The sequence below is a fragment of the Pseudomonas sp. LTJR-52 genome (assembly GCF_003691465.1).
Classification (GTDB): Bacteria; Pseudomonadota; Gammaproteobacteria; order Pseudomonadales; family Pseudomonadaceae; genus Chryseomonas; species Chryseomonas luteola.
The window spans coordinates 1678645-1692962 of record NZ_CP033105.1 but is presented as its reverse complement, the minus strand read 5'-3'; the positions used below and the strand labels follow the sequence as shown (position 1 = coordinate 1692962).

Here is a 14318-nt window from a genome sequence, read left to right as displayed (position 1 = left end):
ATGATCGGCCTGCGGTAAGGTCTCTCTTTAGCGGACCCGATCAATGCCAGCGATAATAGAGCACCTGTTGTGCTGGCGCAGGTGCGGGCGGCTGTGAAGCGCCTGGTGCAGCTTGGGTGTCCGGTGCCGCAACGGGCGCGTTGGCATCGACCGGTGCAGAAGATTGCTCCAGATCGGCCAGGCCTAACTGTGCATGAAGTTGATCCGGGTTAGCGGTCAGCTGATAGCGAAGCTGTCCATTCTTTGCCTTGAGCAACCGAGCACCCATGGGCTCCAGCAGCTTTTGCAGCTGAGAGTAGCGCTCGAAATTGGCCCCATCTACTACCAGTGTCAGTGCTTGTGTAGAACCTGGCTTGGTAATGAACTGCTTGGCCAGACGTGTACTTAGCTCATGCATGATAGTATTGGCCAGGGCATCCAGATCGGCTCCCTGCGCATTGCCCTGTGCCGAGTTGGTCCCCTGCCACATCCGCCATTGAGCCTGCCAGGAACTACCCGATTGCCTGGCATGAACCGCCAGCAATACATCACTGCTATAACGCTTGGAAGCCTCACGCAGGGCATCTGGCTTGCCGGAATCAATATTTTCGGCAGTACCGACCAGCTGTTCACTGAGGTCTGCCAAGGGCAGGACGAGCGGCAGGCCACTGTCCTGAGCGGCCCTTTGCAAAGGGGCTGCCGCAGGCTGGCTGTCACCCACCAGGGCACTACCACCATCAGAATCGTTCAACCACCACGTCATCACAGAGGGGCGATTGGCTCCCCAGATAGGCAACCCCGCCTGCGTCAGGGTGCGGTTGACGGATGCCGGATCGAAATTGACGACCAGCACGGCTGGCGGACCGGCATCGTAACTGTACTGGGTAATCAGTTGCTGTGGGCTTTTTACCGACTCGGATAAGGCAGAGCTCTGAGCGGCATTCGCATCGCCAGTTAAGCGAACCACCAGATCCTGCAGGGCACGCCCCAGCGCAGCGTCGCGCTCTGAGGGCTGCTGGGAGGCAACGGGCTCGCGAACCTGATAAAGGCCTTCCACCAAGGCTGCTGAAGCAGACTGGCTCAGCAAGGGTAGGCAGAGCGTAAGCAGAAAGGCAAAACGACGCATGTAGAGTCTCGGCAAGCAGGAACGAAGAGGCATACCTTAAAAGGCGCCCTGCCCGTCGGCAAGCCTGAGGGCAGGTTATGTGCAGCATCACGGTGAAATCAGACCGCGCTTTATGCCAAAAGGCTCCTTTATGACTGAATAAAAGCTGAATAAGCCTGACAAGGTCATTCGATGACCAACAGTGCCTCGTCAGGAAGCGCCGTTTCTCGATTGCTTCTGGTAAAATCGCCGCCTCTCAAAAGCTGTGCCCGCGGCATAGCCTGTTTCGCAGCATTTTTAAAAGGCCTGGATTCATGAGCAAGCAACCCTCGTTGAGCTACAAGGACGCCGGAGTGGATATCGACGCAGGCGAAGCCCTGGTTGAACGTATCAAAGGCGTCGCCAAGCGTACTGCCCGCCCGGAAGTCATGGGCGGCCTCGGTGGTTTTGGCGCCCTCTGTGAAATCCCGGCCGGTTACAAGCAGCCGGTTCTGGTTTCAGGTACGGACGGTGTCGGCACCAAGCTTCGTCTGGCAATGAATCTGAAAAAGCATGACAGCATTGGTATCGACCTTGTTGCCATGTGTGTAAATGACCTGGTTGTCTGTGGCGCCGAGCCACTCTTCTTCCTGGACTACTATGCCACCGGCAAACTGAACGTTGATGTCGCGGCTCAGGTAGTGACCGGTATCGGCGAAGGCTGTGAGCAGGCAGGATGCTCGCTGGTAGGGGGTGAGACTGCCGAAATGCCCGGCATGTACGAGGGCGAAGACTATGATCTGGCTGGTTTCTGCGTAGGCGTGGTGGAAAAGGCCGAGATTATCGACGGCTCCAAGGTAGCGACCGGCGATGCGCTGATCGCGCTGCCCTCCTCCGGCCCGCACTCCAATGGTTACTCCCTGATCCGCAAGATCATCGAGGTTGCAGGGGCGGATATCGAAAGCATCCAGCTCGACGGCAAACCTTTGACCGACCTTCTGATGGCGCCGACGCGTATCTATGTCAAACCCCTGCTCAAGCTGATCAAGGACACCGGCACCGTGAAAGCGATGGCCCACATCACTGGTGGCGGCCTGCTCGAAAACATTCCGCGCGTTCTGCCTGAAAACGCGCAGGCAGTCATCGACGTGGAGAGCTGGACACGTCCGGTCGTATTCGACTGGCTGCAACAGCAGGGGAACGTTGACGAGACAGAAATGCATCGCGTGCTGAATTGCGGTGTTGGCATGGTCATCTGCGTCGCGCAGGAGCACGTTGAGAAGGCGCTGAACACGTTGCGCGATGCGGGCGAGCAGCCTTGGGTAATCGGTCAGATCGCCGCCTGCGATGAAAGCGCTCCTCGCGTTGTACTGAACAACCTGAAGACGCATTGATGCCTGCACGTTGTAATGTCGTGGTATTGATCTCAGGTGCCGGTAGCAACCTGCAGGCACTGATCGATACCTCGACCAGCACGGAGGCGCCCATCCAGATCCGCGCGGTGGTTTCCAACCGTGCGGATGCCTACGGATTGGAGCGTGCTCGCCAAGCGGGCATCGAGGCGCAGGTTCTTGACCATACACAGTTCGCTGATCGGGAGGCGTTCGACGCTGCCCTCGTCGAGCTGGTTGATCGCTTTGAACCAGACCTCTTGGTCCTGGCCGGCTTCATGCGTATCCTGACGGAGCGCTTCGTGACCCATTACCGAGGCCGGCTGCTCAATATTCACCCTTCCCTGTTGCCACGCTATACCGGTCTGCGTACGCATCAACGTGCGCTGGATGCAGGCGATCTGGAGCATGGCTGCAGTGTTCACTTTGTTACGGAAGAGCTTGATGGCGGCCCGGTTGTTGTACAGGCCGTCGTTCCCATTCATCCTGGTGACACAGCGGAAACCCTGGCCCAGCGCGTTCACGGACAGGAACACGTAATTTATCCTCTGGCTGTCAGCTGGTTCGCCCAAGGGCGCTTACGGCTGACTGAGCGAGGCGCTGAACTGGATGCCCAGCCGCTGCCGGCTACCGGACATGTCATTCGATCCTAGGAGAAATATCCCATGCGACGATTGTTGTGCCTGATCGCATTTGCGCTGGCCCTGCCCGCCCATGCGTTCGACCTTAAACCCTTTGATGCCAGCTATACCGCCGACTGGAAGCAGATGCCCATGAGTGGCTCAGCTGAGCGGCACCTGACAAAACAGCAGGATGGCAGTTGGAAACTTGAATTCAGTGCCTCCATGCTGGTGGCGGGCCTGACCGAAGCCAGTACGTTCCGCTATGAAGGCGACACGTTCCTGCCCACGAGCTATAGCTATTCACGCCATGGCCTGGGTAAAAGCCGTGAAAGCAAGCTGACCTTTGACTGGACCGCGAAGAAAGTCACCGGCACTGAAAAAGGCGACTCGGTCAACCTGCCGCTGGACCGTGGTCTGGTGGACAAGTCCACTTACCAGCTGCTTTTGCAGCATGATGTGGCAGACGGCAAGAAAAGCATGAGCTACCAAGTGGTCGACGGTGATGAGATCGATACTTACGACTTTCGCGTAATTGGCGAGGAGCGCGTGCGCACCAAGGTGGGTCTGGTTGATGCCATCAAGGTCGAGCGCGTTCGAGACCCCACCAAGAGCAACCGTAAGACTGAACTGTGGTTTGCGAAGAACTGGGATTACCTGCTGGTCCGCCTGTATCAGATGGAAACCGATGGCAAGGAATACCAGATCATGCTGGAAGACGGCTCTGTTGATGGCAAGCCGGTAAAAGGTCAGCAAGGCTAAATCGCCTGGTATCTCTAAAAACGCGTCTTATCGAAAGGTAGACGCGTTTTTTATTGCCTGTGTTTTTGCAAAAGGACGTGCCGCCTGTTGAACCTGCGACATATTGTCGCTATAAATGTAACAGATTATTGCAAACAATCAGCTTGGTCTCTTTTCCTGATTGATCAATGATCGAGTTGTTAGCTGCCTTGCGTGCCCTTTTAACCAAGGAGAAAGACAATGACCATTACAGTGACTGAACGCGACGAAAACCATATGTCTCAGGAAGCCCGCTCACTGGGTTTGTCTGTCTGGGACGTTCACCAGGAAGGCCATTTAGTCGGCATTTATCATTCCGAGGCCGATGCGGTCGCGTATAAAGCGCAGATCGAAGAAGAAAGTCAGCGTTGATTTAAAGCAGTATCCATAAAAAAGCCCGCCTGTCAGAGGCGGGCTTTTTTGATCAGTCGTTTTATTCGAAAACCTTATCCAGGGTAATTGGCAGATCGCGAATACGCTTGCCTGTTGCATGATAGACCGCGTTGGCGATAGCCGCCGCAACCCCTACGATACCGATCTCGCCTATCCCCTTTGCACCGAGCGGATTGATAATCTCGTCGTGCTCTTCGACAAAGATGACATCCAGATCATGCACATCGGCGTTTACCGGAAAATGGTATTCGGCAATGTTGTGGTTCATCCAGCGGGCCAGATCCTTATCAAGCATTCCCTCTTCCTGCATGGCCATGCCAATCCCCCAGACCATTCCGCCCAGGATCTGGTTTCGTCCTGGCTTGAGACTCAAGACGCGCCCCGCTGCAATGGCACTGACCATCCGGCTAACCTGAATCGTACCGAAGTCTTCGTCGACCTTGACCTCCACAAACACTGCAGAGTGGGTAGCCGTTGTGTAATCGTCCCGCTCCTTCTTAGGCGAGGCACTGGCGGAAGCCTCCATGCTTGGCGTCCCCCCCTTTTTCAAGAGATCAGCGATCTTGATTCGCTCGGCAGGTGCGGCCTTGATGCAAATTTCACCATTTTCGAAAACGACGTCGGTCAACTCAAGGTTGCTGAAGGGCGATTGATCCTCTTCCTTGGCTTGATCGAGCAGTTGCTGTTGAAGGGTTTCGCATGCCTGCTTAACGGCGGAGCCAACAGAAGAAACGGTAAACGATCCCCCTTCCAGGGGCGCCTTGGGCAAAGTCGAGTCGCCCAATCTGAATGTAACCTTTTCCAGAGGCAGGCCGAAGATTTCCGCTGCGATCTGGGTCATGACAGTATAGGTACCCGTACCGATATCAGCTGTAGCGCTGGAGACGACCAGGCTACCGTCGATGTTGATCACTGCCTTGGCACTGGCGGGATTCTGCATGGCTTCCCAGACACCGGTTGCCATTCCCCACCCTACCAGCTGCTTGCCATCGCGCATTGAGCGTGGTTCGTGACTACGCTTGGACCAGCCAAACCGTTCGGCACCCTGGCGGTAGCATTCGAGCAACTCCTTGCTTGAGTAAGGCTTGTTGGAGGCAGGATCGACATCCGTGAAGTTGCGGATACGAAACTCCAATGGATCAATGTTGGCCGCGTAGGCCAGCTCGTCCATCGCGGATTCAAGGCCATAGACACCTAGCACAGCGCCCGGTGCACGCATGTCCAGCGGTGTATAGAGGTCAAGGGGAGCCAGCTTGTAATCCAGCCGCACGTTAGGGCATCCATAGAGCGAAGCGGACCAGACCACGACCATCTCAGTGAAGTCCTCAAAGCTTGAAGTCTCGCCTACTACTTCATGGATAGTCGAAACCAGCTTGCCTTCCTGGTCACACGCCAGCCGGAAATGCTGGATGGTTTCCGGGCGATGACCGAACGAGAACATTTGCTCGCGGGACAGCACTACACGAACGGAACGCTTGAGCTTAAGCGCCGCCATGGTCGCCAGTACCAGTTGATACTGTGGACGCAGACCAGAACCAAAGGCGCCACCCACAAAGGGGGTTACGACACGTACATCTCCATCAGGCAGGCCAAAGATGTTGGAAATAAACTGAGCGCTGTTCTGTACGCCCTGCGTCTTGTCATGGACGGTCAACTTGCCATCCGTGTTGTAAATGACCGTAGAGGCATGCATCTCCATCGGATTGTGAAACTCGGCGGCCGAATGGTATTCCGCCTCGATCTTGACTGGTGCACTCGCCCAGGCGCTATCGGCATCGCCGCGATCTGGCGGCATGGGCGTAGGCGCCTTATGGGCATTGCCACGCTGAGCGTAGATGTCAGCCTGATGCGGCTCGGCTTCGTAATCCACTCGAATCAGCGAAGCCGCATAGCGAGCAGCTTCGAAGCTTTCTGCCACCACCAGCGCAACCGGCTGCATGTTGAACAGGACTCGGTCGTTATAGAGAGGACGAAAGTGCTTGCCATCTGCGGCGTCCATATCGGTGTAGCTTTCGTTATACGATGCCACCTCGGGACGGTTTTCATGGGTAATTACATCCAGAACACCCGGAACATTGAGCGCTGCCTGGGTATCGATGCTCAGGATGCGGCCCTTGGCTACCGAGCTGTTGACGACATAGCCGGTGCAAAGATCGGCTGTACCGAACTCACCGGCATAAAGGGCTTTGCCAGTTACCTTGAGTGGCCCATCGACCCGAGAAACGGCCTTTCCTAGATAAGCTGTCATTTAGCATTTACTCCTGAAGCAGCCTCGCTCAAGGCACGCACAATGGCGCGCTTGGCCAATTCAATTTTGAAGCTGTTGTGCTCGAACCCCTGAGCTCCCTGCATGAGCAATTCTGCAGCTGCCCGAAAGTTCTCTTCAGTAGCCGGCTTGCCTGCCAGCAATGCTTCAGCCTCAGGTTTACGCCAGGGTTTATGGGCCACACCTCCCAAGGCAATACGGGCTGTGCCTATGTTGTCGCCATTGAGCTCCAGCGCCGCGGCAACCGAGACAAGCGCAAAAGCATAGGACGCTCGGTCACGGATCTTGACGTAGGCATAGTTCTCAGCAAATCCTCTGGGAGGCAGCTCAACAGCAGTAATGAGTTCATGCTGCCCCAGATTGGTGTCCAGATGCGGTGTATCACCAGGCAAACGGTGAAACTCGCTCATCGGAATCACGCGGTCACCCTCAGGCCCTGACACATGAACCAAGGCCTCCAACGCAGCCAACGCAACGGCCATGTCGGATGGATGGACGGCGATACACTGATCGCTGTGCCCCAGAACGGCATGGATGCGGTTCTGGCCATTGAGCGCCCCGCAGCCTGAGCCCGGCTCGCGCTTATTGCAGGGCGTGCCGATATCGTAGAAGTAATAACAACGCGTGCGCTGGAGCAGATTGCCCCCGGTGGACGCCATGTTGCGCAGCTGGGCCGAGGCACCCGCCAGAATGGCTTGAGAGAGCAAGGGATACACCCGCTCGACATCAGGATGGTAGGCAACCGTCGAGTTCTTGACCAACGCCCCGATATGCAAGCCCCCGGCCTGCGTCGTTTCGATCTCACGCAAGGGCAACGCATTGATATCGACCAGCTGGTCGGGGCGTGCCACGTTTTCCTTCATCAGGTCGAGCAGGTTGGTCCCACCGGCGATGAACCGCCCCGTGTCACTTAACTGCTGGATGGCATCGGTGACTTGCTGGGGTTTTGAATAACTGAAGCGATTCATTCCCGTGGCCCTCCCTTGCAGGCAGGCATGGCCTGCTCGATAGCCGCCAGAATGTTGTTGTAAGCACCGCAACGGCACAGGTTTCCGCTCATTTGCTCACGAATCTCATCACGCGTCTGCGCCTTGCCTTCCTTGATCATGCCAATGGCAGAACAGATCTGCCCCGGTGTGCAATAACCGCACTGGAAGGCATCTTGCTCAACGAAGGCTGCCTGCATGGGATGTAACTCATCGCCGTTGGCCAGGCCTTCGATAGTTGTGATTTCAGCGCCGTCCTGCATGACGGCCAGACTCAGGCAGGAGTTGATGCGGGTTCCGTTGACCAATACGGTACAGGCACCACACTGTCCATGGTCGCATCCTTTCTTCGTACCGGTCATGTCCAGGTGTTCGCGTAGCAGATCAAGCAATGTCGTCCACGGCTCGACGGCCAGCTCATGCTGTTTACCGTTGATGATCAGGGAAATCGTATGGGTATCAGCACCGGCGTCGGGCCGAAGCTGGCGAGCAGGGGTCGCATTCATAAAGGCCTCACGGTCGTAAAGGGGAGTGATCTGAGGTCACTCTTTTTTTCATGAAAGGCATCGATTGGATGTCTATTTCAGGAATACGACTGAAAGCTTCCGTCAAGGGTTCAGCACAAACCCATGGCAAGATGTGATGGAGGACTCAGTGCGATGCTCGACCAGAAACCGTTATTCACTACAGATATAAAAGGCTTCGCCTGAAGGCTCGGTTTTTGCACAGCCTTCATGGTGTTTGAGCGGTACGTGAAGGCAGTGAGGAAAAGCACTATGGCAATGAGTCCCTTGCAATCCATTGCACAAGCGTTCGAGGCGGATTTCAGTATCAATTTTCTGATCGAAAATCTGGAAGGCAGCGTCACGCTGGTACTGACCGACCAGAAAGGCTCGAAAATCCGCCGAATCATCACAGCGGAACAACTGGCAGACCCGGCAAGGGTTCAGCGCGTAATCGACACCATACGGTTTGGGCTGGCCATTGACGCAGGCCAAGGGATTTCGGTGATGAAAGCGCTTTCGGAGCCGGCCAATGATCAGGCACTTACGCCATCAATTGGCCGGCAAGGTGCGGCTTCCGATGGCACTGCCTAGGTGCGCCGTTGACCCACGACGGCGCACGGAACGTGCTATCAAAAGGGTGTCAGCAACGCCTCTGCAACGGTGTCGCGCTGTTCCTTACCCACAAGCTGATTGACCAGCTCAAGAGCAAACAGCTGGGCTGTACCGGGGCCTTGGCTAGTGACACAACGGCCATCCACTACGACGGGCTCGTTGACATATTGCCCTTGCTCGAGTTGCTCGATAAAGCTTGGGTAGCAGGTTATACGCTTACCCTCGACCAACCCCCAGGGTTCGAGAATGACAGCAGGCGCAGCGCAAATCGCTCCGTAGAGTCTGCCCTGTTCTACATGCCGTCGCATGAAATGGCGCAGCGCCGTGCAATCGGCTAACCGTTGAGCGCCTGGCATGCCGCCAGGCAAGACAATAAGATCAAAGCTCATGGCCTGCACTTCCAGTAAGGTCACATCGCTCATCAAGCGGGTACCTCTGGCCAGCGTAATCTGGCGACGCGCCTCGATACTGGTTACCAGTACCTCGATGCCAGCACGACGCAGTACATCAATCAGCGTAACGGTTTCGATATCCTCATTACCGTCCGCAACGGCAAGCAAAGCGCGAATCATGGAACCTCCTGCTGTCAGACACGCATACCTTAGTGCAAAGCATAGGTTCTAAAAACAACAAACGGTTCAGTTTGTTACCTTCGTTGAGGAGATCGGCAGGAATAAAATCAATCGCTGCCATTCATACTGCAGCTAAACTCGCCATTCCAGAGCGTCCGGCAAAAGTCGAGCCTTGTTTGTACTACTCGCAAGATAAGTCGGCCCACTGCAACTACATACTCCTTCCTGCTCGCCTGTCATAAGCAAAGTTTGTGAATATCATTGTGCCTTAATATTATGGGCTGGTATTACTTTACTTTAAGAGAAAAGGCGTCGCAGGCTCTGCCGTGACGCCCCAGCTCAACAGGTAGGTTGGTTATTTATGGTGACCCTGTAGGTTACAAGGTCACTTAAACGCCGGCTTGATGCAGCGTTCTGGATGTTTTACGACCACGCAAGCTGGGCGACCATAGCCCCAGACGCGCCTGAAGTTGCTCGATACGTGCCAGCGCCTCAGCGTATGACTCGTTCAGTCCTTCGATAGTGTGCTTCTGCTGCTCAAGCTCTTTACGCAGCAGTTCATTTTCCTGGCGCAGGTTCAGTTCAAGCAGGATTTCATCAGAGTGGAAAAGATCATTCTGCATTACGAACACCCTTGATACTGTACACGCATACAGTAACTCAAAACTCCTCCTTGACAAATCAAAACCCGACCAAATGCACCTGTTTTTGAAGGGCAAAACCTCAGCAATGGCGCGGCCTCCAGCCCTCCTGGCAACCTCAATTGACTGAACGAGCAGACAAATCGAAAAGAGGCATTTGAAATCAAACAGATAGCTATATTTTCTCGGAATTTCATTAGCATTTATCAGCCGCTTCGCTGAAATTAATCATTTTCTCTTCTTTTCCAACCTTATTGGCTATACCCCACCCTTAACGATATCTGTAGGATGCTGTTGATCCATTTCCTGATGTTTCTCTCATGTCTTATTCCAAACGCCAGTCGACTTCTGTAGCCCTACTGGTAGCTGCCACCTTTTTCATGGAAAACCTGGACGCTACCGTGATCGCAACGGCACTTCCACAAATGGGAGAGTCCTTTCGGCGTTCGGCTGTCGATCTTAACGTTGGGATCAGTGCCTACATTCTGGCGCTTGCTGTGTTCATTCCTATCAGCGGATGGATTGCAGACCGCTTTGGTGCCCGCCGTGTCTTTGCGAGCGCTATAGGCTTCTTCACACTGGCCTCGCTGCTATGCGGCATTGCTCAGACACTTGAGCAATTCATTGCCGCCCGGGTGTTGCAAGGCATTGGCGGTGCCATGATGGTGCCCGTAGGCCGTCTGGTAGTGTTGCGCATCACTGAAAAGAAGGATCTGGTCAGAGCTATTGCCTTTATTACCTGGCCTGGCTTGATCGCACCTGTACTAGGTCCTCCGCTAGGTGGACTGATTACCACCTATACGTCTTGGCGCTGGATTTTCTACCTTAACCTGCCTCTGGGGCTGATCGCCCTTATTCTGGCCCTACGAATGATTCCGACCGGCACCGAAACGCGCCGGGCACCACTTGATTGGTTTGGCTTTCTATTAGTAAGCGGCGCCTGCCTTACGCTTATGTTCGGCATGGAGCAGATCGGTCAAGGTCACGATACGCTGGGCAGTAATCTGGTATGGATACTGGCAGGCCTCATGCTGGGTGGATTGGCCGTCTGGCATATGCGCCAGCAGGAACATCCACTGATCGACCTTTCGAACCTCGGCATTCAGACCTACCGCGTGTCGCTGTATGGCGGCACTCTGTTTCGTATCAGCATCAACACCGCACCCTTTCTGCTGCCATTGATGTTCCAGCTGTGCTTTGGCTTCAATGCGTTTCATGCTGGTCTGATTCTACTAGCGCTGTTTGCCGGAAACCTGTTCATGAAGGTATTTACCACACCGGTCATGCGTCTGTTCGGTCTGCGGCGAACCCTGATCGTCAACGGTCTGGTTTGCGCCGTGACGCTTCTGCTCTGCGCTCTGCTGTCCGAGCGCTGGCCCCTGCCCGCTATTCTGCTCCTGCTATTCGTAAGCGGCATGGCGCGCTCACTGCAATTTACCGCCAATAATACACTTGCCTTTGCCGACGTTCCCAAGCCCAGGATGAGCGACGCCTCCACCCTGTTCAGTACGGTATTTCAACTCTCGACCGGTATTGGCGTGGCCATTGGCGCATTGGCGCTCAGGGCCTCCATGGAGTGGAACGATCATGCCACAGCGCAGCTTACCGATTTCCACACGGCCTTCATCGTCATTGGCGTAATAGGCTTGTTAAGCGTGATAGACAGCCTTGGACTGGCCCGCAATGCAGGGGATGCCGTTACGGGACATCAACCACGCCACGGATAAATAGGAGCGAGATGTCAGCCCTCTGCCAATGCGGCTTCGTCTGCTTATCGCTTTCAGAAAGATTATGAACGGAAACATCGGCTTGGGGACCTGCTATCATGCGCGCCCTTCGCTGACTTCAACTTATTCGGAGCCTTTTCCCATGCTGGAAAAACTCTTCCAACTCAAGGCCCATGGCACGAATGTGCGTACGGAACTGCTGGCAGGGGTTACGACCTTTCTAGCCATGGCCTATATCCTGTTCGTCAACCCGAGCATCCTCGGCGAGACCGGCATGGATAAAGGCGCGGTATTTGTTGCGACTTGCCTGGCAGCCGCTATTGGCTCAGCCATCATGGGCATGATTGCTAACTACCCCATTGCGCTGGCGCCAGGGATGGGCCTTAACGCCTTCTTTACCTATACCGTCGTGCTTCACATGGGGCATACCTGGCAGGCAGCACTGGGGGCGGTATTCCTGTCTGCACTGATGTTTTTCATCCTGTCGGTCTTTCGCATCCGAGAATGGATCATCAACAGCATCCCACTGGCGCTACGCTCAGGAATTGCAGCCGGTATTGGCCTGTTCCTGGCACTGATTGCCCTTCAAGGTGCGGGTATCGTTGTAGATAACCCTGCCACCCTGGTAGGCCTGGGTGATCTGACGAAACCCGGTCCGATACTGGCGATCCTGGGCTTCTTCCTGATCGTGGCGCTGGAGGCCCGTGGGGTCACAGGTGCCGTCCTGATCGGTATTCTGGCCGTCACGCTCGTGGCTATCGGTATTGGTGCGACGCCGTTTGGCGGCGTGCTGTCCATGCCGCCCTCGCTGGCGCCAACCTTCCTACAGCTGGATATCAAGGGCGCGCTGGATATCGGTCTGGTGAGCGTGATATTCGCCTTCCTGTTCGTAGACTTGTTTGACAACTCCGGCACCTTGATCGGAGTGGCCAAGCGCGCCGGTCTAATGGGCCCGGACGGTCATCTGCCCAAGATGGGTCGCGCTCTGATCGCGGACAGCAGCGCGGCCATGTTTGGCTCGTTGCTGGGCACCTCTACGACAACCAGCTACATCGAATCGGCTGCAGGCGTCAGCGCTGGCGGTCGTACAGGTCTGACGGCGGTCGTGGTAGCCGGTCTGTTCCTGCTCGCCCTGTTCTTTGCACCGCTGGCAGGCAGCGTTCCGGCCTTTGCGACTGCACCAGCGCTGTTCTTCATCGCCGTGCTGATGGCCTCGGGGTTGGCCGAGATTGAATGGGATGATCTGACCACTGCTGCGCCCGTTCTGATCACGGCGCTGGCCATGCCGTTGACGTATTCCATTGCCAACGGCATCGCGTTCGGCTTCATCTCCTGGACAGTTATCAAGCTATTGTCGGGTCGCACACGTGACCTGAACATTGCCTTGGTCATCCTATCCATTCTCTTCGTCATCAAATTAGGCTGGTTCAACGCCTGATGTTGAGCACCGAGGGTGGGCCTAGCCCACCCTTTTTTACGCTGTGAGGCAGTGGTACTGCCTGATCAGTCTGGACGATGCGTAGCGACAAGCCGTTGCCCTAGGATTTTTCCCTATGGTTTCGGCCCGAGAAAATTCTCAGACTAATGGCATTGGCTGAATAGCAGCCTTTGCCTCCACCCTAGCTGAAAAGCCCACTACGTTCACTGAGCTGACCATGAATGTTCCCTCCTTCGAGCCTGCGGATTACGCAACGCAGTTAATGGCGAAAAAGAATCGCCTCATCGAACTGCTGGCTCCATTCGATGCACCTGAACCTGAAGTATTCGACTCGCCTCTTGCTAATTACCGACTGCGCGCCGAGTTTCGTCTATGGCGTGAAGAAGGCGAACGGCATTACGCCATGTTCGAACAGGGCGACAAACATACCCCTATTCTGATCGAACGCTTTCCCATCGCAAGCCCGCTCATCAATGAGCTTATGCCCCGCCTCAAGGCTGCCTGGCAGGTGAGCGAGACGTTGTCGTTTAAGCTGTTTCAGGTGGAGTTCCTGACCACCTTGTCCGGGGAAGCGCTGATCACTCTGGCCTATCATCGGCCATTAGACGATGCCTGGGAAACTGCTGCGGAATGCCTGGCCGCCGAGCTGAATGTCAATATCGTCGGGCGTTCCCGTGGCAAACGGATCGTAGTCGGGCGGGATTACGTCAGCGAAACGCTGACTATTGCAGGTCGCGAATATCATTATCGCCAGCCAGAGGGTGCCTTCACTCAACCCAATGGGACGGTGAATCAGAAGATGCTGGGCTGGGCCTACGATGTACTTGGCGAGCGGGACGATGATCTGCTTGAACTGTACTGTGGGAACGGTAACTTCACCCTGCCGCTGTCTACCCGCGTTCGCAAGGTACTGGCCACCGAGATCAGCAAGTCATCGGTGAATGCTGCACTGGCAAACCTGGCAGATAATGGCATCGACAACGTGACCCTGGTGCGCCTGTCTGCCGAAGAGCTGACCCAGGCCCTCAATGAGGTGCGTCCGTTCCGTCGCTTGGCGGGTGTTGATCTTAAAAGCTACACCTTTGGAAGCGTGTTTGTAGATCCGCCTCGTGCGGGGATGGACCCGGACACCTGCGAGCTAACACGTCGCTTCGACCGTATCCTCTATATCTCCTGCAATCCGGAAACGCTGGCTCAGAACATCGCCCAGCTACAGGATACTCACCGTATTGTGCGTTGCGCCCTGTTCGATCAATTTCCCTGGACGCACCACATGGAAAGCGGCGTCCTGCTTGAGCGCCGCTAAGGTTTGACCGGGCGGCT

At 55.5% G+C, this 14318-nt stretch carries 14 protein-coding genes; 8 read left to right on the top strand and 6 right to left on the bottom strand.

Annotated elements, in window-relative coordinates:
* Nucleotides 1–40: 40 nt before the first annotated feature.
* Entirely contained in the window at nucleotides 41–1105 is a 1065-nt protein-coding gene (locus EAW52_RS07795) for a DUF2066 domain-containing protein (protein ID WP_122042014.1), read from the bottom strand.
* A gap of 293 nt (nucleotides 1106–1398) precedes the next feature.
* Here EAW52_RS07795 and purM point away from each other — a divergent pair, with 293 nt between their 5' ends.
* The 4 genes from purM to EAW52_RS25880 all read left to right on the top strand — a co-directional run bounded on the left by purM (nucleotide 1399) and on the right by EAW52_RS25880 (nucleotide 4226).
* Nucleotides 1399–2457, top strand: coding sequence for a phosphoribosylformylglycinamidine cyclo-ligase (gene purM, locus EAW52_RS07790; RefSeq protein ID WP_122042013.1), 1059 nt, complete (start codon nucleotides 1399–1401; stop codon nucleotides 2455–2457).
* On the top strand, nucleotides 2457–3107 hold the full coding sequence (gene purN / locus EAW52_RS07785; protein WP_122042012.1) for a phosphoribosylglycinamide formyltransferase: 651 nt from the start codon (nucleotides 2457–2459) through the stop codon (nucleotides 3105–3107). The genes purM and purN overlap by 1 nt, the downstream gene beginning before the upstream one ends.
* Before the next feature lie 12 nt (nucleotides 3108–3119).
* The gene (locus EAW52_RS07780) at nucleotides 3120–3836 is read left to right on the top strand and encodes a DUF3108 domain-containing protein (protein ID WP_122042011.1); all 717 of its coding nucleotides are present in this window, start codon (nucleotides 3120–3122) and stop codon (nucleotides 3834–3836) included.
* 219 nt (nucleotides 3837–4055) lie between these two features.
* Nucleotides 4056–4226: a hypothetical protein gene (locus tag EAW52_RS25880; protein WP_162997604.1), complete on the top strand. Its 171-nt coding sequence runs from the start codon at nucleotides 4056–4058 to the stop codon at nucleotides 4224–4226.
* A 61-nt stretch (nucleotides 4227–4287) separates the two neighbouring features.
* On the opposite strand, the gene EAW52_RS07775 is transcribed toward EAW52_RS25880, so the two are convergent.
* The 3 genes from EAW52_RS07775 to EAW52_RS07765 are packed head-to-tail and all read right to left on the bottom strand — an operon-like array spanning nucleotide 4288 to nucleotide 8005.
* The gene (locus EAW52_RS07775) at nucleotides 4288–6495 is read right to left on the bottom strand and encodes a xanthine dehydrogenase family protein molybdopterin-binding subunit (protein ID WP_122042010.1); all 2208 of its coding nucleotides are present in this window, start codon (nucleotides 6493–6495) and stop codon (nucleotides 4288–4290) included.
* A complete protein-coding gene (locus EAW52_RS07770; RefSeq protein WP_122042009.1) occupies nucleotides 6492–7481 on the bottom strand; it encodes a xanthine dehydrogenase family protein subunit M in 990 nt (329 codons plus the stop codon). Before EAW52_RS07770 ends, EAW52_RS07775 begins: the two co-directional genes overlap by 4 nt.
* The gene (locus EAW52_RS07765; protein WP_010795210.1) at nucleotides 7478–8005 is read right to left on the bottom strand and encodes a (2Fe-2S)-binding protein; all 528 of its coding nucleotides are present in this window, start codon (nucleotides 8003–8005) and stop codon (nucleotides 7478–7480) included. The genes EAW52_RS07770 and EAW52_RS07765 overlap by 4 nt, the downstream gene beginning before the upstream one ends.
* 270 nt (nucleotides 8006–8275) lie before the next feature.
* On the opposite strand from EAW52_RS07765, the gene EAW52_RS07760 reads away from it, so the two are divergent.
* Nucleotides 8276–8596 carry a DUF3509 domain-containing protein gene (locus EAW52_RS07760; RefSeq protein ID WP_010795211.1) on the top strand — a complete coding sequence of 107 codons (321 nt, stop codon included), beginning with the start codon at nucleotides 8276–8278 and terminating at the stop codon, nucleotides 8594–8596.
* Nucleotides 8597–8634: 38 nt separating this feature from the next.
* On the opposite strand, the gene EAW52_RS07755 is transcribed toward EAW52_RS07760, so the two are convergent.
* The gene (locus EAW52_RS07755; protein ID WP_019366336.1) at nucleotides 8635–9189 is read right to left on the bottom strand and encodes a DJ-1 family glyoxalase III; all 555 of its coding nucleotides are present in this window, start codon (nucleotides 9187–9189) and stop codon (nucleotides 8635–8637) included.
* 389 nt (nucleotides 9190–9578) lie between these two features.
* Nucleotides 9579–9812 carry a hypothetical protein gene (locus EAW52_RS07750; protein ID WP_010795213.1) on the bottom strand — a complete coding sequence of 78 codons (234 nt, stop codon included), beginning with the start codon at nucleotides 9810–9812 and terminating at the stop codon, nucleotides 9579–9581.
* Between the two features lie 338 nt (nucleotides 9813–10150).
* Between EAW52_RS07750 and EAW52_RS07745 the strand changes: the two genes are divergently transcribed.
* The 3 genes from EAW52_RS07745 to trmA all read left to right on the top strand — a co-directional run bounded on the left by EAW52_RS07745 (nucleotide 10151) and on the right by trmA (nucleotide 14301).
* Nucleotides 10151–11557: a DHA2 family efflux MFS transporter permease subunit gene (locus EAW52_RS07745; protein ID WP_122042008.1), complete on the top strand. Its 1407-nt coding sequence runs from the start codon at nucleotides 10151–10153 to the stop codon at nucleotides 11555–11557.
* A gap of 142 nt (nucleotides 11558–11699) precedes the next feature.
* Nucleotides 11700–12995, top strand: a complete 1296-nt coding sequence (locus EAW52_RS07740) for an NCS2 family permease (protein ID WP_122044747.1) — start codon at nucleotides 11700–11702, stop codon at nucleotides 12993–12995.
* Nucleotides 12996–13212: 217 nt separating this feature from the next.
* Nucleotides 13213–14301 carry a tRNA (uridine(54)-C5)-methyltransferase TrmA gene (gene trmA / locus EAW52_RS07735; protein WP_122042007.1) on the top strand — a complete coding sequence of 363 codons (1089 nt, stop codon included), beginning with the start codon at nucleotides 13213–13215 and terminating at the stop codon, nucleotides 14299–14301.
* Nucleotides 14302–14318: the final 17 nt, after the last annotated feature.